This window comes from Methylocella silvestris (assembly GCF_002891535.1).
Lineage (GTDB): Bacteria > Pseudomonadota > Alphaproteobacteria > Rhizobiales > Beijerinckiaceae > Methylocapsa > Methylocapsa silvestris_A.
Window position 1 is genome coordinate 1 of the sequence record NZ_PDZR01000022.1, and the last position, 20,485, is coordinate 20,485.

The window sequence follows — 20,485 nt, forward strand, 5'->3', positions numbered from 1 at the left end:
CGATCCGGCCGGGCGTGCGGGCGAGTTACGCCGCGGACATCTTCCGCGTCGGCAACATCGCCGGCGAATGCCATCCGATCATCGCCGAGGGCATTGCGATGGCGCTGCAATCGGGCTGGCTGCTCGCCTGCGCGCTAGCGCGGCACGACGTCTGGGACGCGAGATCGCGCGCCGCCGCGGGGCGCGACTATTCGCGGGCGTGGCGGCGGCAGTTCACGACCCGCATCGCCGCCGCCGCGGTGCTGGCGCGGCTCGCGATCCTGCCGCAGACGGCTGGCGCGATGCAGGCTGTCGTCCGCGCTCTTCCGTCGAGCCTTTCCTTCGGCGCGCGGCTGAGCGGCAAGACGAGGGCTGTGCCGGAATGCCGATGATCCGCGAAAGATCGTCGCCACAATCGACAAGGCGGGCGCCATATCGCGGCGCACGGCGTTGTCGGTGAGGGCGACGCGTTCGACGTGCGGATCCAGAGTCGGCGCGCGGCGGGGCATTGACGCTCGGAGGGGCGGGTCGCGCTCGTCCCGTGCGGATGGATTGTGTCGATGAGCGCGGCGGCGCGGGATCTAGGACGGCGCCTGTCAATATCGAATTTGCGCGGTTCTCGACGCGGCGCCGAAAACGCCACTTTTGCGCCGGCCGCTCCGGCCATTCGTCGGTTGTTCTCGGGTCTCCTTCGTCGTTGTGTAGGGGCTTCCGCTGTTAGAGGGATGATTGACCGGGTTTTGCGCTCGCGCCGCGGCCCCGAAACGCTTTTCGACGGCGTCAGTGCGACGCCTGGGGCTCTGCCCTGAATTCAAGCTGCTCTTAACTTCATCGTGAGCGGCGCATCCACGAAAATCCGACAGGGCCTCCGCCTGAGGAGCTTTTGTTGGACGTCACGCTTAAAATCTAGACGTAATAGCTATATCTTACACCGCAATGCTTATATTTTGTGCGCAAATCTACTTGATGTGGTTGTATTCACGAGCTTTAGAACTAGCTCAATGCTTCAATTTGGTGCGCGCTAAGTGTTCCGGGTATTGACATTCCGTCTATATGTTTCTTATAAAGAAAATCTGTTTATTGGCGGCGAGGCCTTGGGCGCGCTGTCTATTCCGTAGCCACTGGAGATTCCATGGATTGGTCGCGCCGAAAAATCCTCAAAACGACGCCACTTGCAGCTGCGGCCATCGCGGCTCCGCATCTTTGGCTTCCAATGTCGAGCGACGCCTGGGGCGCTACGCTGAAGAAAGGCGAGCCTATCAAGGTCGGCCTCCTGTTTTCCCTGACCGGGGCGCTCGCTGTGCCGGAAGAAGATTCAACCCTCGTCATGCAATATGCGATCGACGAGATAAACAGGAACGGCGGCGTTGCCGGACATGAAATTCAACCGATCATCGTCGATGCAAAATCCGACTTCAATGTCTATGCGGAAAAAGCCAAGGAGCTGATCCTTCGCAACAAGGTCATCGCAATTTTCGGTTGTTATACATCAGCAAGCCGCAAGTCTATTCTGCCGGCCGTCATGTCGCAGAACAGCCTTCTGTACTATCCGACCTGCTATGAAGGCGCGGAGTGTACGCAAAACACGATCTGCACCGGGCCGCTCGCCAATCAGCATTCCAAGGACCTCATTCCTTATATGGTCCAGAATTTCGGCAAAAAGGTCTTCTTCGTCGGTTCGAACTATGTGTGGCCGAAGGAATCCAACAAAAACGCGAAGGTCTGGCTCAATGCCGCCGGTGGCGAATTGGTCGGCGAGGAATATATCCCGCTTGGCAGTTCCGAATTCGGTCCGATCCTGAACAAGATCCGCGACGCCAAGCCGAACTTCATCTTTTCAACGGTAGTCGGCGCGTCCGATATCTCGTTGCACAAGCAATTCAAACAGGAAGGGTTCAAGGTTGACTCGATGCCTATTGCATCGCTGACCACCGGCGAAATCGAAACCCGCGCGATGGGCAATGAATTTGGCGCCGGCCACTTCCTCTCGGCGCCCTATTTCCAGGGGATCGACAACCCGACTAACCACAAATTCGTCGAGAGCTTCCTCAAGAGCAAATATGGCAAGAATGGGGTTACCCATTACAACATGGAAGAGACCTACATTTCTGCCTATGTGTTCAAGCAGGGGCTCGAAGCCGCCGCCCAAAAAGCCGGCGGCATCGATGGCGTAACATCCCGAATGATCAGGGACGCCAGCGGCGGCGTCAAAATTGAAGACAATATTTCCCCCGAAGGCCTGATTTGGATTGACGATCAGAACTTCAACACCTGGTTGAAGCCAAAGATCGGGCAGTGCCAGGCCGATGGAAGCTTCAAGATCGTGAAGCAGGCGGAAAGCCAGGTCGCGCCGGATCCTTACTCCATCTATCCCGATGCAGGCGTGTGCACCTCCGTCGGGCTCAAGGCGCCGGACGGAAAACTCCGCGTGAATGTGATCTGATTGCGAGCCCACGCGCCGGAGAGATTATCCGCCGCGTGCTGCGGCAGGATGAGGAAAAGACAAACGCCTGTCCGCCCTCATTCTGCTTCCTGTCGCCTGGAAGCGATCGCCTGCATTAGTCTGGATCGACTGAATCCAGCCTCATCACGATCCAGAGCGGCGGTCGACCGTCGATCCTCGAGGTCGATCATGAACCGAACATTGCGAGGGGAGCGACGATGCCCCCATCGCGACTACTCAAGCACAAAGGACGCCCTCGCCATGCGCCGGACGCGCAATGGCGACGGGGCATCGGAGACGTGGCGTTGGGAAATTCACTATCTGCGGACATAGCTCCGATTGCGAATGCGCTGATCCTTGGCCTCAGCATCGCCAGTATCTGGCTCATCGCAGCGCTCGGTCTGGCCATCATCTATGGCGCGATCGGCGTGATCAACATGGCGCATGGTGAATTCATCATGCTCGGCGCCTATACGTCCTATGCCTTGCAATCTTTCTTTGGACTTCCGTTTCTCCTCTGCATTCCGGCAGCCTTCATCGTCGTCGCTTTCATCGGCCTGCTGCTTGAGCGGGGATTGATCCGCTACCTGTACAAGCGGCCCCTCGACACTCTGCTGGCGACATGGGGCGTCTCGCTTGTCCTGACGCAACTGGTTCGCCTCACCTTTGGCAGCGATCCGAAATACATAGCAGTCCCCGAGATGTTCCAGAGCAATGTCCAGCTCGGTTTCGTCAACCTTTCAGTGTTGCGCATCTTCGTCTTCGCGCTGACCATTGTGCTTGTGGCGGCGACGGCCTTTCTGTTTTACCGCACTCGGTTCGGCATGCAGGTTCGCGCGGTCATGCAGAACAAGGAAATGGCGGCGTCCTTCGGCATCAATGCCGACCGCGTCTACATGCTGACCTTTGCGCTTGGCGCCGGCCTCGCTGGCGTCGCCGGCTCCCTGCTCGGCGTTCTTGCGATCGTCCTGCCGACGATGGGAACCGCCTATGTGGTGCAGGCCTTTCTCGTCGTTGTCGTCGGCGGTGGAACCATCCTCGGAAGCGTGGTCGCGTCGGGCCTCACGGGCGAGTTTCAGTCGGTGCTCGCTTATGTGACCAATGAAACCTTCGCGCGCTTTCTGCTCTATCTGCTGATCGTCGTCCTGCTTCGGTTCCGGCCCGCAGGGCTGTTCGCTCCGGCGAAGGCGCGTCGTTGACGTCGCCGAAGCCGACGGCACAAGCATCGGTCAGGAACTCGTATATGACAAATCTCTACCACAATAGATCGGCGCAATGGATTGTCTACGCGCTGATGTTCGCCTTCCTTGCGGCCATTCCTCTGATCACGAACGATTCGTTTCTTCTAAACCAGTTCGCCACTTATGGCGTCTACGGAATGCTCGCGGTTTCGATCAGCTTGAGCTGGGGATTTGGCGGCATTCTCAACCTTGGCCAGGGCATCGCCTTTGGCCTCGGCGCCTATGGCATGGGCATGACCATGCAGATGCAGTCGCAGGATCCCGTATCAAATCCGATCCCGCCCTTCATGCTGAATAACAGTCTCGATCATCTCCCGGCGCTGTGGAGTCCGTTCCAGAACACGGCTTTGGGATTTATTCTCTCTCTGGCCGTGCCGACGATCTTCTATGTCTTCTTCGGCAGCCTTATGTTTCGCGCTCGCGTGTCCGGACCTTTCATCGCGATCATGACGCTCGCCATGCTGACAGCGCTCTACACGCTGATTCTCGATATGCAGCCCTATACCAACGGCGCCAACGGCATCGCGCCTCCCGCGCCGCTGAAGCTCCTTGGCGCCGAGATCGATCCCTATAGCGTCGCGAGCTACTGGATCGTCTACGGCGCCCTCCTTTTTGTGACGGTCGCCAGCAAGCTGATCACGCAAAGCAAATTCGGTCTCGTGACGCAGGCGCTGCGTAGCGATCCGGAGCGCGTTCGCTTCCTTGGCTACAATGTCGCGTCCTATGAGACGATCGTCTATGCATTGTCCGGGCTCATTGCTGCGCTCGCCGGATGTTGCCTCGTTATGCTTGTGCAATATGTCTCGCCGGCGCAACTTGATGTGAATTTCAGCATAGGGATGGTGATCTGGGCCGGCATCGGCGGCCGCTTCTCGCTCATCGGCTCAATGCTCGGCGCCTTTCTCATTCAGGGCGGCCAAAGCTATCTCGGCGACCAATTCCTCGCGACATGGCTTTTGCTGCTTGGCGGGTTCTTTATTCTAGTCGTTCGCTTCCTGCCGAAAGGGCTCGCTGGCCTTCTCGAACTGTCGCTCGGAATGATTGGCGCGCATATGCAACCGAAGGACGCGAGCCGACCGCAGCGTGGCGCCGAGGCGACGAGCAAGGCGGAGGCCTGACATGGGCGTGCTCAATATTCACAATCTGTGCAAGAGCTTCGGCGGGACCTCGGTCATCAATGATTTCAGCCTCGAAGTGACGGAGCTCACACTATGTTGCCTTGTCGGGCCAAATGGCGCGGGTAAGACCACCACCATGGATCTGATCACAGGGCGACAGAAGCCGACGTCCGGCCAGATTTTGTTGCGCAGCGATGAGATCACCAGCCTTGGTGAACATGAAATCGCGCGCCTCGGCATAGGCCGCAAGTTTCAGGTTCCGGCGGTGTTTCGTGATCTGAGCGTTCGGCAGAATCTCGAAGTCGCCTACAGCCGCGAGGTCAGTCCGTTCAAGAACCTGTTCAGCTATCGGCCCTCCGGCCTTAATCAGAAGCTTGAAGAGATCTTGACCATCACCGGCCTTGGCGGTCGCGTCGAGACCGAGGCAGGAACGCTGTCGCATGGCGAAACGCAATGGCTCGAGATCGGCATGGTGCTGATGCAGAATCCGGAGATTCTCCTGCTCGACGAACCTGTCGCCGGAATGACCGAAGGCGAGATTGAAAAGACAGTCGGCATTCTGAATGAGCTGAAAAGAACGCATACACTGATCGTTGTCGAACATGACATGGCCTTTGTCCGTGAAATCGCCGATGTCGTCACGGTCATGCATATGGGCGCGCTGCTCGCGCAGGGCTCGATCAGCGAAATGGAGGCAAATCCAAAGGTGCGCGAAGTCTATCTCGGCGACCCGGAGGATTAGAGATGCTTCTAGGGCTTGATCATGTCACTTCGTTTTACGGCAAGACGCCGATTCTGAAAGATATCGGTTTCGATCTTCATCAGGGGCAGTGTCTCTGTGTGCTCGGACGCAACGGCGTCGGCAAGACGACGCTTCTTCGCACGATCATGGGCCTGACCGACAGGATGACGGGCGATATCCAAATGTCAGGTGCAAACATCAGCACCGCTCCAACGCATCAGCGGGCGAAATACGGGCTCGGCTATATTCCGCAGGGTCGTCAGATCCTGGCGAAATTTACAGTGAAGGAGAATATCCTGCTCGGCACTTTCGCCCGCAGTGACGGCCTGGGGGAAGTTCCACCGCTCTGTCTCAGCCTGTTCCCCTATCTTGCGGAAAACCTTGAAAAGCAGGCGGGGCTTCTGTCGGGTGGCCAGCAACAGCAGCTCGCCATTGCGCGCGCGCTCGCCACCAACCCGAAGATCCTGTTGCTTGACGAACCGACCGAGGGCATCCAACCGAATATCGTCCATGAAATCGGTCAGACGCTGCGTCGTCTCAATACCGAATTCGGCATCACGCTGATCCTGACTGAGCAACATATCAAGGTGGCGCGAAAACTCGGCGACGCTTTCCTGATGATGGAGAACGGACGGATCGTCGCCCGCGGTCCGATCGCGGAGATGACCGATGAACTGGTTGAGCGGCACATGACGATCTAGCGCCCGCGTAAAATTCGCGCCATTCCCAGAGACAGGAGATCAAGTTATGGAGCCAATTCCAAAAAAAGGCACGCCGGAGCGCCAGCGTTTGATTGACGAGCACAGAAGATGCGTCGACTCGATGAAGGGCGTCGCCGGCTTCAGCGTCCTCGAATGCAGGACGCCGGGCGATACGACCGAGGTCGGCGGCGGTATTTACATTGATCCGACGCTGCGGCGCGTCCTTTTACGCATGCGCGGCGAGCGGCCTCGGGGCAAACTGGTAGTCATTTGCACGAAGATCGAAAAAGAATGGCGAATTGGGCGCCTCAGCGGCATTCGCGGGGTTCCTCCGACTTTTGCGACCGATGAGATCTACACCAGTGAGCAGGAGATTCAGCACGCGATCTTTCTGATGCGGCTCGATGAGCTGTCGGAAAGCTACGGCTTTCCGGAAGACTTCGATGAAGGCTGGAAGCGTCGCGACGATAACTGGCCCGCCACCTGATCGCGACCACCGCAAGCGAGTAAATTCTGTAAAGTCCTGGAGCAAATGATGACGTCCATGAGGCTGACGGGTTACGCTGACAAATTCAGCGTCCATCCCGGCGACAAGATCCAATTCTATGTAAACTGCGATGGTCCTGCCGAATATTCCGCAGAGATTGTGCAGATGATCAACGGCGACACCAATCCGCGCGGACCGGGCTATATCGACGCGAAGATCGCCGCCGATATCAACGGAACATATAGCGGCCGTAAGCAGGTCGTGCACAGTGGCTCCTATGGTTACGCCCAAGACGCCAGGCCGTTCCGCGTCGAGAGTTTCACGCTTCAGTGTTGGATCTGGCCAACAGCCCCCAAGACGCATCCGCAATATTGGAAACATAGCGCGCAGGGACTCATCGCCAAATGGTCGCAGGATTGCGGATATGGGCTCTTCATCAACGAGGATGGCTGTCTCGAACTTCGCATCAATGAGCACAGGATCACCACCGGGGTTCCGATACGCGACCACGCCTGGCATTTTGTGGCTGCGACCTTTGACGCCGCAACCGGCGCGGTGAAGCTTTATCACGAGCCTCAGGTCGTCTATGCGCTGGACCCGGTCATCGATCCAGTCGAGACAGTTCTGAGCGTGGCGATTAGCCATGCGCCCGTGCCAACGACGATTGCGGCCTATGTTGAGTCTCTTGCGCCAGATGATCCACTGGCGGCCTCCTCGAAGCCTGCGGGAATCGTATTTGCCGGCAAATACAATGGCAAGATCGACAGCCCGCGCATTTGCAACACGGCGCTGTCCCGACAAGACATCGAAAGCATGAAGCTTGGCGCCCAGCCCGGATTGACCGAGCGCAGAAATTCCGGCCCATCGGGGCGCCTTTCCGAGACGATCGTCGCAGCGTGGAATTTCGGCAAGGGCATCGACACGCTGACCGCTTTCGACGAGGGTCCTTATGGCCTCAACGCACAGCTGGTCAATTGTCCCAATCGCGCCATGACCGGCTATAATTGGTCGGGAACGAATTTCGACTGGAAGCACGCCCCCGACGAGTATGGCGCGATCAGCTTTCACGACGACGATGTGGACGATGCGCGGTGGTCCGCCGATTTCGAATGGAGCGTGCCGATCGAGGGCGTCAAGAGCCGCTTCTACGCGGCCAAGCTGACGACCGCTGACGGCGACGAGGAGTTCATTCCTTTCTGGGTCGTGCCGCGGGTCGGCGAAGAAACCGCGAAGATAGCGGTGATGGTTCCGACGATCAGCTACATGGCCTATGCCAATGAACATGTCGCCTGCAACGCCGGCGGCGCCGAGCTGTTCACCTATCGCGTGCCGATCATGCAGCAGCAGAACATGTTCCTTTCGGAGCATCGCGAATATGGCGGCTCGATCTACGATACGCATACAGACGGCACCGGCATTTCGATATCCTCCCGTTTGCGGCCTATTCTGAGCATCCGACCGAAATACGATCACTTTCTCGCGCAGGCGCCGTGGCAATATCCGGCGGATCTTCACCTGATCTACTGGCTGGAGACGATGGGCTATGAATATGATGTCTTCACCGATGAAGACATCACCTATGACGGCCTCGCCCGGATCGAGAACTACAATGTTCTCATCACGGGGTCGCATCCAGAGCACAACAGCGGACCGCAGCTTGACGCTCTGCATAATTACACGCAGCGCGGCGGCCGCCTGATGTATATGGGCGCGGACGCCTGGTACTGGGTACATTCCTTTCATCCGGCCTATGATGGAGCTGGCCGCGGCGTGGTGACGGAGATGCGTCGCTGCGAATCCGGCATTCGCACGTGGCGCGCCGATCCCGGCGAATATTACCATCAGAGCACTGGCGAACTTGGCGGAATGTGGCGCTTCCGCGGTCGTTATCTTCATTCGGTGGCTGGCGTCGGCATGTCTTCGGAAGGGTTTGACATTTCAAGCTATTTCTCGCGCACGCCTGACAGCCTCGATCCCCGCGTCAGCTGGGCGTTCGAAGGCATCAGCTATGACGAGAAGCTTGGCAATTTCGGCCTTGTCGGCGGCGGCGCGGCTGGTCTCGAACTCGATATCGTTGACACCATGTTGGGGTCGCCGCCGCATACGCTCGCGGTTGCGACATCGGCGGGGCGCCATACCGAAGCCTATCTGCTTGTGATGGAAGACTTCGGCTTCAATCAGCAGGGCACCGACGGCACAACCCATCCGCGGGTGCGTGGCGACATCGCCTATCATGAGACTCCCAATGGGGGCGCTTGCTTTGCGTTCTCGTCGATCGCCTTCTGCGGTTCGCTGCCGTGGAACAATTGCGACAACAACATCTCGAAGCTGGTGAAGAACGTTCTCGACCGCTTCGTTGTCGACGGCCCTCTCCCGGCGCCGCCGGCGGGCTCTGTCATGCATCGCGGCCGGGCGGATTACGACGCCACGGCGCCTGAGCATCGCAGCCGCAAGGAGCGTGGCGAGCCCTTGCCAGTCTGACAAGTGGCGCGGGCAGGAGGCACCGCTTGCGTCCTGCCCGACGCAGCTAGTCATTCCCTTTGTATCTTCGCATGATCCGCGCTGCTTGTCCTTAGCTTTGCGGCTCATCATCAGGAGCGAGATCATGCCGGAACATGCGGGCGCCGCGCCGGACTGTGAGCTACCGGTTCAGGGTATGTTAAATCGTTCCGCCCGGCCGCTTCCGCCGGCTGCTTTCCGGTCGTTGGATTTCGCCAGCGCCGAGGATGCGGCGATCTGGACTCGCTCGTGGGTTACCATCGGTCATGTCGCAGATATACCCCGTACGGGAGACATCCTGCCCTTTACCGTCGGAACGCATGGCGTTCATGTCGAACGCCTCGCTGATGGCGGATTGATCGGCCGCTTCAACAAGGCGCAGCACGGCGGGTGCCGATCCGTGCCCGTGCAATGTCAGACCGGCGCGAAAACAAAATGCTCGTTCACCTCCTGCGGCTACAGCCGAGATCGTCGTCCGATCGCAGCAGGATCAGCGGAGGACGCCAAGGCGCTTGATCAATATATTGGACTGCGACCGGAGCGACTGTTGCCTGTCGCCGTGAGGACTATCGACGGTCTCATCGCGGTCAATCTCGATCCGCGCGGCGCGGAGGCTGCTGACTGGCTTGATCAGGCCCTTCTTCCAGACGTCGCCTCAAATGAAGACTCAACGCAGCAATCCGTACACTGGCTTGAGTGCAATGCGGATTGGAAATTGCTGGCGTATCAATTGGCCGCCGGGACAGAACTGTCGAGCGGTTTGGATTTTGTCCGCACCTCGATCCTGCTCGCCGGCGGCGCCAGGGCGACGGCGACGCTTCTTTTTCCAAACGCCGTCATCGTCAGCGCAAACGACGGACATTGCGTGATCATTCTGCAGCCGGTGGCCATCGGCCACACTTTATGCCGGATCCGCGTATCCGGCGCCGGTTCGGAGACGAAATCCCCTGAGTCGCTGCTGCAATCCTGGCTTGTGGAGATCTCACCCCGTCTACAGCAGGCAAAAGCGTCCCAGGCCGCAATTTGCTTCGATCCCACTGATCCAGAGTCTGACTCCGTCCAACGCGGGCCTTTGAGACACGCAGCCGAGCCTGCGCGCTGGCTCGTATCAAAAATAAGCGAGCAGATCCAGTCTTGCTCGATCACAGCGCCGGGACCGTTTCAAGCGACGGCGCATATAGGGAGACGATCGTGAATACAGTTGCGCCGGCGCCTGCGGAAGACGAGCTCGCTCTCGCGATCGCCAGCTTCAAGTCCGGCGACTATCCAACCGCCTTTCCGTTCTTCAGCGCTTTGGCCGAGGCCGGGAATATGGAGGCGCAGGCGTGGCTTGGCTCATTCTACGCGAATGGAACCGGAGGGGTCGCGCCGTCGCTGCCAAAGGCGCTGGCATGGTATATTCGCGCAGCAGGACAGGGGCATGTGCAGGCCGCGACCAATGTCGGCGCCATGCTGGCCATGGGGCAAGGGGCCCGGCAGGACCGCGCAGAAGGCGCGAAATGGCTGGCGCAGGCTGCAGAACGGGGCGACCCGATGGCGCAATATAACCTCGCGACGCTCCTGTCCAAAGGCGACGGCGTTCCTGTCGATAACAAGCGCGCCGCTGATCTCTACCGACGGGCCGCTGAGACGGGGCATTTTCCCTCGCAGGCGCGGCTTGGGTATTTCTACGCAAATGGCCTCGGAGTGGAAAAGAATCGCATCGCGGCATTCGCGTGGCTGTCGCTGGCGGCCCGCCACGGCATCGGAATTGCTTTAACGGCGCTGGAATCTCTCGTAGCGGACATGTCGGGCGAGGAGAAGAAGCGCGGGCTTGGCTTGGCGCAGAAATTCCAGAGTCAGATGGCGTCTGGAACCGCGCCGCCAACAATCAATCCAATCCCGGGCTAAGCCGATGACCTACAGCGTGCAGCAGATCAAATTCGAGCTGATAAGCTATGTAAAGGAATTTGGCGGGGATTTTCGTGAATGGTCCGTGGGCGTGGCGGACGATGCTCCGAAAGCTCTTTTTGAAATCAACGAAGTGGATCCTGTGCGGGATATTTGGCTTTGGAAGCCTGCCGTCTCGGCAGCCGCGGCCAAACTGGTTCACGCCTGGATGACCGGGCGCCAGCGCGCCAATTCGGCGCCAACGAGCGGCGCTGCGGGGGCCAGCGTTTTCATGTTCAAGAAAACGAACTGAACGCGAATCAGCAGCTATATCCATTCGGCGGCGCCCGACTTCTACGGGCCGGCTAGCCAATCAAACGCCGGCGTCGGCAGTTTGTGGTGCGACGCAATCGAGGCAGCGCAGTAATCTCAGCCAAGGAGCAGGCGCATGATGCACGGCGATATTTCCAGTAGCAACGACGGCGTCGGCGTCGCTGTCGTAAATTATAAAATGCCGAGGCTCCACAGCAAGGCCGAGGTTCTTGCGAACGCCCGAAAAATAGGCGAGATGCTCATTGGCATGAAATCCGGTCTGCCGGGGATGGATCTCGTCATCTTCCCTGAATATTCGACACAGGGCATCATGTATGATTCGGACGAAATGTATGCGACCGCTGCCGCCGTGCCTGGCGAGGAGACAGAGATCTTCTCAGCCGCCTGCCGCAAGGCGAAGGTCTGGGGCGTCTTCTCGATAACGGGCGAACGTCACAACGAGCATCCGCACAAGGCGCCATACAACACCCTCATCCTTATCAACAGTGAGGGTGAGATCGTCCAGAAATACCGCAAAATCATGCCATGGACGCCGATCGAGGGATGGTATCCGGGAGATCGCACTTATGTTTCGGATGGTCCCAAGGGTCTGAAGATCAGCCTCATCATCTGCGACGACGGAAATTATCCCGAGATCTGGCGGGATTGCGCCATGCGGGGCGCCGAGCTGATCATCCGCTGCCAGGGCTATATGTACCCGGCCAAGGAGCAGCAAATTCTGATGTCGAAAGCGATGGCCTTCGCCAACAACTGCTATGTCGCGGTGGCCAATGCAGCAGGATTTGACGGCGTCTACACTTATTTCGGCCATTCGGCCCTCATCGGGTTTGACGGTCGCACGCTTGGGGAATGCGGAACGGAGGAAATGGGAATTCAATATGCTTCGCTCTCGAAGTTCCTCATTCGCGACGCGCGCAGGACTCAACAGTCGGAGAATCATCTTTTCAAACTGTTGCATCGCGGCTATACAGGCATGGTGAATTCCAAGGAAAACCAACCGGGCGTCGCAGAATGTCCCTATGAATTCTACCGGCGCTGGATTGAAGATCCCGAAGCCGCCCGGGAGGCTGCGGAGGCGCTCACGCGTACGAGCCTTGGAGTCGAGGAATGCCCGATTGAAGGCGTCCCGCTCGCCCCAACCGTGCGGGCGGCGGAAAAGCCGAGGGCGGAGCGGCAGAAAAAACCCGCCGCCTCGCGTCCGCTCAAACCGGCTTTGCGATAGGGTCGGGAGGCGAGGCGGAAGACAATGCGGGTGATCGATCGAATTCTCGGAAGCCGCCTCGATGAGGCGCTGGCGGTGCGGCTGCATCATCTCGAGCACCACGACGGCGTCGATTTCTTCACGCTTCAAAGCGCCGATCTCGGACGACGGCGATTGCGGGCGACAACCGGCAAAGGCGAAGAAATCGCCCTGGCTCTGCCGCGTGAGCAGCCGCTTTTCGACGGCGCGGTGCTTGCGCTCGAGCGCGACTACGCGCTGATCGTGCGCGTCGCCGAACAGCGCTGGCTCCGTCTTGTTCCGCAGGACAAGGCAAGCGCGGTTGAGCTTGGCTATCACGCGGGAAACCTGCATTGGCGCGTTCAGTTCGAGGGCGACGCGCTTCTTGTCGCGCTTGAAGCGCCGATCGAGGATTACCTCGTGCGCCTTGCTGGCCTCGTCGCATCCGGGCGGGTCCAATCCTCCGTGAAGGCGCCTGAAGTGACGTCATGCTGATGCAATTGCTGATGATGCAGAATGCCGACGCCGCGTTTCCCAGTGGCGGTTTCGCCTTTTCCAATGGCGTTGAAGGTCTGGGGGCGCTGCGCCGGCCTTTGACGGGGCCTGATCTGACCGATGCCTTGACCGCGTCGCTACGCCATCGCTGGGCGGGCGCTGATCGCGTCGCGCTGATCGGCGCCTTTCGCGCCAGCGACGACCATGGGGCGCTCAGCCGGATCGACGCCGCCGTTGAGGCGGCGACGCTCGCCGAACCCATGCGTGTGGGCTCGAAGCGAAACGGACGCGCTCTCCTTGTAACTCATACGAGGCTCGAATCGCCCGGCGCCGCGGCCTTGCACAAGGCGCTGTCTGATGGGCGTCTGCTCGGTCATCTGCCCGTCATTCAAGGCGCGCTGTGGTGTGGCCTCGGTCTTGGCGAGGCGGAGGCCGTCCTGATTTCCGCCTATCAGGCGGCGGCAAGCATGGCGACCGCCGCGATTCGTCTCGGGCATATCGGCGCCATCGATGCGCAGCGCAGCCTTTCGGCGGCACTTGAAGTCATCGCAGACATCGTCCGTCAGCCGATGGAGCAAGGCGTGACGCCCGGCTCTTCAAAGAACGAAGGCTGTACCGGCGTTGTGCCGCGGCAAAGCCCGAGCCCTGTCATTCTCACGAATTTTACGCCATTCATCGAGATCGCCGCGATGCGACTCGCTGGCGCCGATCTGCGTCTCTTTGCCAATTGAGGCCCAAAATTGCTGTTGACCCCAACCGAAATGGAACGGCTGACGATTTTCACGGCCGCCGAGCTTGCGCGCAAACGACGTGCAAAGGGTCTGAAGCTGAATTACCCCGAGGCGGTGGCGTTCATAACAGATGAAATTCTGGAAGGGGCGCGGGAAGGACGCAGCGTCGCCGATCTCATCGGCTATGGCTCCACGCTGTTGACAACGGAGGATGTCATGCCGGGGGTCGCCGCAATGACGTCCGTCCTGCAGGTGGAGGGCCTTTTTCCCGATGGGACAAAGCTTGTCACCGTCCACAACCCGATCCGCCCGAGGGAGGGATCGGACCTTGAGGATTTCGAACCTGGGCTGATCACCGCTGCAGAAGGCGAAATCGAATTATCCGCGGGCCGGAGCCTGACGGTCCTCGATGTCGTCAATACGGGGGATCGGCCCGTTCAGATTGGCTCGCACTATCATTTCTTCGAGGTCAATCGCGCGCTGGATTTCGACCGGAAGGCGGCGATCGGCATGCGTCTCGACATACCGGCCGGAACGGCCGTGCGTTTCGAGCCTGGCCAACGCAGAACGGTGGGGCTCGTGGCTTTCGGCGGCACGAGGATGCTCAGCGGCTTCAATAATCTGATGCTGGGAATGGATGACAGCGAGGACGCGGTTGCGGCGGCGCTCGCCCGCGCCGCCGCCAATGGATTCAAGGGCGCCTAAAGGAGAACGCGCATGGCGATCATTCCTCGCGCCGATTATGTAGCCATGTATGGGCCGACCGTTGGCGACAGCATCCGGCTCGCCGACACTTCGCTGACCGCCGTCGTCGAGAGGGACTATGCCGTCTATGGCGATGAATGCCTGCATGGCGGCGGCAAGACGCTGCGCGACGGCATGGGCCTCGCCGCAGGACTAACCAACGCAGACGGCGCTCTCGATTTTCTGCTTTGCAATGTGCTGGTGATCGATCCTGTACTCGGAATCGTCAAGGGCGATCTTGGCATAAGAGGCGGCCGCATCGTTGGCGTGGGCAAGGCGGGCAATCCAGCCATCATGGATGGCGTCGATCCACGCCTCATCGTCGGCGCCGGCACCACGGTCCGTGATTGCGAAGGGCTGATCGCGACGGCAGGCGCGATCGACGTGCATGTGCATTTCGATTCCGCGGCTCTTTGCGACCATGCCATCGCTTCCGGCATAACGACGATGATCGGCGGCTCGCTCGGGCCAATTACGGTAGGCATCGATTCAGGCGGCCCGTTCAACACCGGCAAGATGTTGCAGGCGGCCGAGCAATGGCCGATCAATTTCGGCTTTCTCGGTCGCGGCAATTCACACAGGCCCGCGCCTATGGTCGAGCAGATCGAGACCGGCGTTCTCGGCCTCAAAATTCACGAGGACTGGGGCGCCATGCCGGCGACCATCGACGCCTGCCTTGGCGTCGCCGAGGATCACGATTTTCAGGTGCAGCTGCATACCGACACGCTGAATGAATCCGGCTTCGTCGAGGATACGCTGCGCGCAATCGGCGGCCGCACGATCCATATGTATCACACGGAAGGCGCCGGCGGCGGCCATGCGCCAGACATCATCCGCGTCGCGGGGCTGCCGAATTGCCTGCCGTCCTCGACCAACCCGACCAATCCCTATACCGTCAACACCTTCGACGAACATCTCGACATGACCATGGTATGCCACCATCTCAACCCGGCGATTCCGGAGGATGTCGCTTTCGCGGAAAGCCGCATCCGCGCGCAAACCATCGCCGCCGAGGATGTCCTGCATGATATTGGCGCGATTTCGATGCTTGGCTCGGACAGTCAGGGCATGGGCCGCATTCATGAAGTGATCTGCCGGACCTGGCAGCTCGCCTCCAAGATGAAGGATCAGCGCGGCCTGTTGCCGGAAGAGAGAGCGGGCTTTGGCGACAACGCTCGGATCTTGCGCTATATCGCTAAATACACGATCAACGCCGCGCGGACCTTCGGCATCGCCGAGCACATAGGCTCGCTGGAAGACGGCAAGATGGCGGATATCGTCATCTGGCGCCCGGCGTTCTTCGGCATAAAACCGGAACTGGTGATCAAGGGCGGTTTCATCGCCTGGGGCGCGATGGGCGATTCGGCCGCCTCGCTGATGACGTGTGAGCCAATGATGATGCGCCCGCAATGGGGCGCATTTGGCCTTGCCAAACAGGCGCTGTCCGCCTGTTTCGTGCATCCGCTGGCGATCGCGCGTGATCTTTCCGGCGAACTTGGCCTGCGTAAGGCGCTGCTGCCGGCGAGCGGAACGCGCAAATTGTCCAAGGCGGATATGCTGTGGAACGACGCCTGTCCCAACATCCGCGTCGATCCGCAAACCTTCGACGTGTTTGTCGATGGCGAAATCGCGACCTGCGCTCCAGCCCGCATATTGCCGCTGGCGCAGCTCTACATGCTGAGGTGAGCGGGTGACGATCAATGAACCGCGTGAGGGAAGCGCCTTGAAAGCGGCATCGGCGGCGCGCATCGGGATCGGCGGCCCCGTCGGCTCGGGCAAGACCGCGCTGATCGAGGCGTTGATCCCAATTCTTGTGGCCCGCGGCATTGATCTCGCCATTGTCACCAATGATCTCGTCACAAGGGAAGACGCTGAACGCCTGCGCCGCTCCGGCCTGATCGATCCCGCGCGCGTCTCTGCCGTCGAGGCGGGCGCCTGTCCGCATACCGTCATCCGGGAGGATCCGACGCTGAATATCGTCGCCGGCGACGAGCTCGAAGCGCGCCTTCCCGGCCTCGACCTCATGATCTTCGAATCGGGCGGCGACAATCTCGCCTCGACCTTTTCGCTGGATCTCGTCGACTGGTGGATTTTCGTCATTGATGTGGCGGGGGGCGGCGACATTCCCCGCAAGCGCGGTCCGGGCGTGTTGCGCTGTGATCTCTTGGTGGTGAACAAGATCGATCTCGCGCCCTATGTCGGCGTCGATCTCGATGCAATGCTGTCTGAGGCCCATGCGCTGCGCGACGCAAAGCCTGTGCTGACGACAAACGCCCGAAGCGCGGAGGGCGTCGAAGCAGTAGCTGACGCCATCGCCGCCGCCGTGTTGTTCAAGCTGTAGAGCATGTCCGCCACAGGATCAGCCGAGGAAGCAGCAGGACGTCGATCTGAGGCAAGCCTTGTTTTTGCAGTCGGCGGCGGCCGCACCTTTTTACAGCGGCAGCGCGTTCCCTATCCGTGCCACATCACGCGGCCATTCTGGCTCGATGCGGACTGTCCGGATCTTGCCACGCTCTATCTCCAATCGGCATCGGGCGGCCTCTACCGGGGGGATCATCTGCGACTGCTTATCGAAGCAAGGCCGGGCGCGCGGGCTCATGTGACAACCCAATCGGCGACTGTCGTGCATGATACGGGGATGTCGCCGGCGCGCCAGGAGACATGCGTCGCTGTAGGACATGAAGCCTTTTGCGCCGTGACGCCCGACCCTTTCATTCTGTTTCCAAACGCCGAACTGGCGAGTTCGCTGAATATTGTTCTTGGGGCGACTTCGCGCGCGATCGTCGCCGAGGGATTTGCCTGTCATGATCCGGCTGGCAACGGGCGTGCGTTCAGTCGCCTTGAGCTTTCGCTGAGCATCCGCGATGAAAAGGGCGGCGTCGTCGTGGCGGAGCGCAGCGTCATCACCGGATTGGAGGCGTTTTCAAGGGCCTCGCCGCTTGGACCTTATCGCGCCTATGCGTCCATGATCATTCTCGGGCCGGCTGACAGCGCGCCTGACCCTTGCGTCGTTCAGCGCGTTTTCGATGATGAAGAGTGTCTTGCCGGCGTCAGCCGTCTTCCCGGCGCGATCGGGCTGGGCGTCCGCGTTCTGGCGCCGGATGGCGGCAGAATGCGCATGGGGCTGCAGGCAGGATTCAACCTTGCCTTCAGGTCTCTGACCGGCGTAGCGCCGGCCAGACGTCGCAAATAGCATTTCCCGGGCGAGCCGCGCGATTCCGGCGCAGAAGCGCCCGCACCTGTTCACATCCATCTTCATGCCGTGAGGGTGGGGGCTTTGCGATGTTTCGTGGCGCTTTCATAGTCGAAGGCGAAGGACAGGAGTTTCGCCTCGCTCCACATTGGCCCGATGAAGATGAGGCAAAAGGGTGCGCCAGAGGCGTAATAGCCGGCCGGGACGACAACGCCCGGCAGGCCCGCAATATTGATTTCGCACACCGCCGTCTCATGCAGCGTCTCTTTGCCGACCAGAGGCGGCAGCTCGTCGCGCATCTGCGGGAAGACGAGGCCGTCAAGCCTCTCGCGCGCCGTGACCTCCTCGAAGATTGCGAGATAGGATTCGCGCGTCGCCAGAAAATCCGAGAGATCTGGCGGCATCAGCGGGTTGGCGCGGCCGGCGGCGAGTTGTGGAAGTCCCTCCATGTAAAACAACACGCCTGTCGGCGCGAAGGGATCCTCGCTCGCAACCGCCTTGGCGAAAACCTCAAAAGAGGGAATCGCCACATCAGGCCCCATCCTTTTGAGGTAGCAATCGAGGTCATAGGGGAGCGATTCCATCCCATGCGCGTCGAAATGGTCCGTTCCCTTGGCGGGGCGCCCGAGGTCCGCAAATCCCGAGCCCTTGAACGGATCTTCGACCAGGCTCGCGCCGCGCGCCTCCAGTTCGCCGATGGCGCGCCTATAGAGGGCGCTCGCCTCCGCGGAGAGGGGACGATTACGCCAGCCCGGCCCATAGAGCCCGAGGCGTTTGCCCTGAAGCGATGTGGCGTCGAGGCCCGCGGCATAGCCGCCTATGGGCCTGCGCCCGATGCCGGCGACGGTCTTTGGATCTTCCGAACTGAATCCCGCGAGCGCGTCAAGCGCCAGCGCCGCGTCGCGCACGCAACGCGCAATCGGCCCGACCACATCGCGCGTCATCCCGGCGAGCGGCATCACGCCGGCGTTCGGAACCAGCGCGAAGGTTGGCTTGATCGCAACGAGATCCTGCGCGGAGGCCGGATTCTCGATTGAGCCGCCGGTCTCCTCGGCAAGGCCCAATACTGCGAGACTTCCGGCGACGGCCGCCGCCGTGCCGGCGCTGCTGCCGCCGGGCAGCCGGTCCGGGACGACCACATTGAGGGTGACGCCCGCCCAGCTGTCGCTGGCGTGGCTTCCCGTCGCGCTCAGCACCGGCACATTGGTCTTGCCGAGAATAATGGCGCCAGCGGCCCGCATCCGCGCCACCACTGGCGAGTCGGTTGCAGGAATGAGGTCGACGCCGCCGGCCCGGGCGCTGAGCAGGCGCCAGCCGCCGGTGCTCGGCAGCCCCGCCATATCCATCGTGTCTTTCACAACGACAGGGATCCCGGCAAGCGGGCCGAGCGCCTCGCCCGCCGCGCGACGCCGGTCGATCTCCCGGGCGTCTTTCAGGGCGTCAGGGTTCATCGTGATGAGGGCGACATAACGTGGATTATAGAGCGCGATCCGATCAAGATAGGCCTGCGTCAAAGCTTCCGACGTAAGCATTCCACTTGCAAAGGCCGATTGCGCGTCCGCGACCGTCATCTCGTTGGGGTCGGCTGGAGCGAGTTCAGTGGCGGTGAGGCGATCTGTCAAGTGAAGCTCCAATCGGTTGATTCGTTTTTGAATGATATTGATCATTGTCAAGCGTGGGGAAGCTGCGTGACTATTGCGCGATGACGCTCTGCGCTTTGAGCCAAGGAGTTGCGGTCCGCGTCAGACAGCGGCGAGATAAGAGGTCCAGCGCGTGTCACGCATCACCGATCACGCCCGCATATGTTTCCATACGCCATATTTGTAGAAATCGAAGCTGAGGGTCGAAACCCTGTTCTGGACCATCGCCCAGGTCGCCCATTTGAGGTCGGCGAGGGCCTTGTGGATGACAAGGCGGGCCTTCATCGCAAAGTCGTAGCGCCCGGAATACGCCTCGATAATTTCGTTCTCAACCGCGTCGTCGAAAAACATCTCGCCGCACCAAACCCCAAGATCGTAGCAGCGGTCGTTGTTGGAGGCGTATTCGTAATCGATCAGCATGACTGACTTGTCTGCGTCCAGCATGAAGTTTCCGGGCATGGGATCGTTGAAGCAGGACACGAGGTCAATGCCCGATGCTTCAAGGGCTGCGCGCGCCAGATGATATTGTTCAGTGAACCATGGGAAATCTGCCGGCGTCCGTCCGCCGAGCGATCTGACCTGATCGAAATGCTCGTCGATCATGTCGAAAATCGTTTTGGTCAGCGGCAGGAGGCCGGAATTATTGAAGGCGCGATAGACGCCGATGGCATTGGCCCGGATCGTTTGATCAAGAAAATCGGCATTGGTGGAGGCCCGCCTGCCTTCGAGGAAATCATCGATTTCGATCCCCTGGGCGGCGAGATAATCATAGTTTCGCGGCACGATCCCGAGCCTCTCGGCGCTCTGGGCCGCGGCCAGGGCCACGGCCCGGTCAATGAACATCTCGGTGCCGCGTCCGGGGATTTTGACGAAGTAGCTTTTGCCGTCGACGTTTACACGCCAGTTGACGTTGCTGATGCCGCCGTGAACCGGGACGTAGCTGAGCGTCAGGCCGCCCCAGGCAACGACCTGACAGAGCGCCGCCTCGAGCTCTCGCTCGGCGTCGGTCGATGCCTCGCTAGGCGCCTTGCCCATTGTAGTGTCCAACATG

The 20,485-nt window shown here is 60.2% G+C and carries 19 protein-coding genes and 1 pseudogene; 18 read left to right on the forward strand and 2 right to left on the reverse strand.

What is annotated here, in order from left to right; translation table 11 throughout:
* From CR492_RS16090 to CR492_RS16175, 18 genes and pseudogenes are all read left to right on the forward strand, one after another.
* A pseudogene (locus tag CR492_RS16090) lies at positions 1-371 on the forward strand (NAD(P)/FAD-dependent oxidoreductase); the annotation flags it as partial.
* Positions 372-1,111: 740 nt separating this feature from the next.
* On the forward strand, positions 1,112-2,422 hold the full coding sequence (locus tag CR492_RS16095; RefSeq protein ID WP_102844758.1) for a transporter substrate-binding domain-containing protein: 1,311 nt from the start codon (positions 1,112-1,114) through the stop codon (positions 2,420-2,422).
* A 305-nt stretch (positions 2,423-2,727) separates the two neighbouring features.
* Positions 2,728-3,621 carry an urea ABC transporter permease subunit UrtB gene (gene urtB, locus CR492_RS16100; protein WP_245412124.1) on the forward strand — a complete coding sequence of 298 codons (894 nt, stop codon included), beginning with the start codon at positions 2,728-2,730 and terminating at the stop codon, positions 3,619-3,621.
* Between the two features lie 44 nt (positions 3,622-3,665).
* The gene (gene urtC / locus CR492_RS16105; RefSeq protein ID WP_102844760.1) at positions 3,666-4,781 is read left to right on the forward strand and encodes an urea ABC transporter permease subunit UrtC; all 1,116 of its coding nucleotides are present in this window, start codon (positions 3,666-3,668) and stop codon (positions 4,779-4,781) included.
* A 1-nt stretch (position 4,782) separates the two neighbouring features.
* Positions 4,783-5,523 carry an urea ABC transporter ATP-binding protein UrtD gene (gene urtD, locus CR492_RS16110; RefSeq protein WP_102844761.1) on the forward strand — a complete coding sequence of 247 codons (741 nt, stop codon included), beginning with the start codon at positions 4,783-4,785 and terminating at the stop codon, positions 5,521-5,523.
* A 2-nt stretch (positions 5,524-5,525) separates the two neighbouring features.
* Complete coding sequence (gene urtE, locus CR492_RS16115; protein WP_102844762.1) at positions 5,526-6,224, forward strand: urea ABC transporter ATP-binding subunit UrtE; 699 nt, start codon at positions 5,526-5,528, stop codon at positions 6,222-6,224.
* Between the two features lie 46 nt (positions 6,225-6,270).
* Positions 6,271-6,711, forward strand: coding sequence for a N,N-dimethylformamidase, small subunit (locus CR492_RS16120; RefSeq protein WP_102844763.1), 441 nt, complete (start codon positions 6,271-6,273; stop codon positions 6,709-6,711).
* A gap of 48 nt (positions 6,712-6,759) precedes the next feature.
* Positions 6,760-9,192 carry a N,N-dimethylformamidase beta subunit family domain-containing protein gene (locus CR492_RS16125; RefSeq protein WP_102844819.1) on the forward strand — a complete coding sequence of 811 codons (2,433 nt, stop codon included), beginning with the start codon at positions 6,760-6,762 and terminating at the stop codon, positions 9,190-9,192.
* Positions 9,193-9,415: 223 nt separating this feature from the next.
* The gene (locus CR492_RS16130) at positions 9,416-10,405 is read left to right on the forward strand and encodes a hypothetical protein (RefSeq protein ID WP_146030304.1); all 990 of its coding nucleotides are present in this window, start codon (positions 9,416-9,418) and stop codon (positions 10,403-10,405) included.
* The gene (locus CR492_RS16135; protein WP_245412125.1) at positions 10,402-11,100 is read left to right on the forward strand and encodes a tetratricopeptide repeat protein; all 699 of its coding nucleotides are present in this window, start codon (positions 10,402-10,404) and stop codon (positions 11,098-11,100) included. Before CR492_RS16130 ends, CR492_RS16135 begins: the two co-directional genes overlap by 4 nt.
* A 4-nt stretch (positions 11,101-11,104) precedes the next feature.
* Positions 11,105-11,392, forward strand: a complete 288-nt coding sequence (locus tag CR492_RS16140) for a hypothetical protein (RefSeq protein WP_102844765.1) — start codon at positions 11,105-11,107, stop codon at positions 11,390-11,392.
* 135 nt (positions 11,393-11,527) lie between these two features.
* A complete protein-coding gene (locus CR492_RS16145; protein ID WP_102844766.1) occupies positions 11,528-12,634 on the forward strand; it encodes an aliphatic amidase in 1,107 nt (368 codons plus the stop codon).
* 24 nt (positions 12,635-12,658) lie between these two features.
* Complete coding sequence (gene ureE, locus CR492_RS16150) at positions 12,659-13,126, forward strand: urease accessory protein UreE (RefSeq protein WP_102844767.1); 468 nt, start codon at positions 12,659-12,661, stop codon at positions 13,124-13,126.
* Complete coding sequence (locus tag CR492_RS16155) at positions 13,120-13,857, forward strand: urease accessory protein UreF (protein ID WP_102844768.1); 738 nt, start codon at positions 13,120-13,122, stop codon at positions 13,855-13,857. The genes ureE and CR492_RS16155 overlap by 7 nt, the downstream gene beginning before the upstream one ends.
* Before the next feature lie 9 nt (positions 13,858-13,866).
* A complete protein-coding gene (locus tag CR492_RS16160) occupies positions 13,867-14,562 on the forward strand; it encodes an urease subunit gamma (RefSeq protein WP_102844769.1) in 696 nt (231 codons plus the stop codon).
* 12 nt (positions 14,563-14,574) lie between these two features.
* Positions 14,575-16,287 (forward strand): urease subunit alpha, encoded by a 1,713-nt coding sequence (gene ureC, locus CR492_RS16165; protein WP_102844770.1) that lies wholly within the window; start codon positions 14,575-14,577, stop codon positions 16,285-16,287.
* A gap of 37 nt (positions 16,288-16,324) precedes the next feature.
* Positions 16,325-16,942 (forward strand): urease accessory protein UreG, encoded by a 618-nt coding sequence (ureG, locus tag CR492_RS16170; protein ID WP_245412126.1) that lies wholly within the window; start codon positions 16,325-16,327, stop codon positions 16,940-16,942.
* A 3-nt stretch (positions 16,943-16,945) separates the two neighbouring features.
* Positions 16,946-17,794: an urease accessory protein UreD gene (locus CR492_RS16175; protein ID WP_102844771.1), complete on the forward strand. Its 849-nt coding sequence runs from the start codon at positions 16,946-16,948 to the stop codon at positions 17,792-17,794.
* Positions 17,795-17,856: 62 nt separating this feature from the next.
* On the opposite strand, the gene CR492_RS16180 is transcribed toward CR492_RS16175, so the two are convergent.
* Entirely contained in the window at positions 17,857-19,365 is a 1,509-nt protein-coding gene (locus CR492_RS16180; protein ID WP_245412133.1) for an amidase, read from the reverse strand.
* Positions 19,366-19,584: 219 nt separating this feature from the next.
* Positions 19,585-20,469, reverse strand: a complete 885-nt coding sequence (locus tag CR492_RS16185) for a phosphotransferase (protein WP_102844773.1) — start codon at positions 20,467-20,469, stop codon at positions 19,585-19,587.
* Positions 20,470-20,485: the final 16 nt, after the last annotated feature.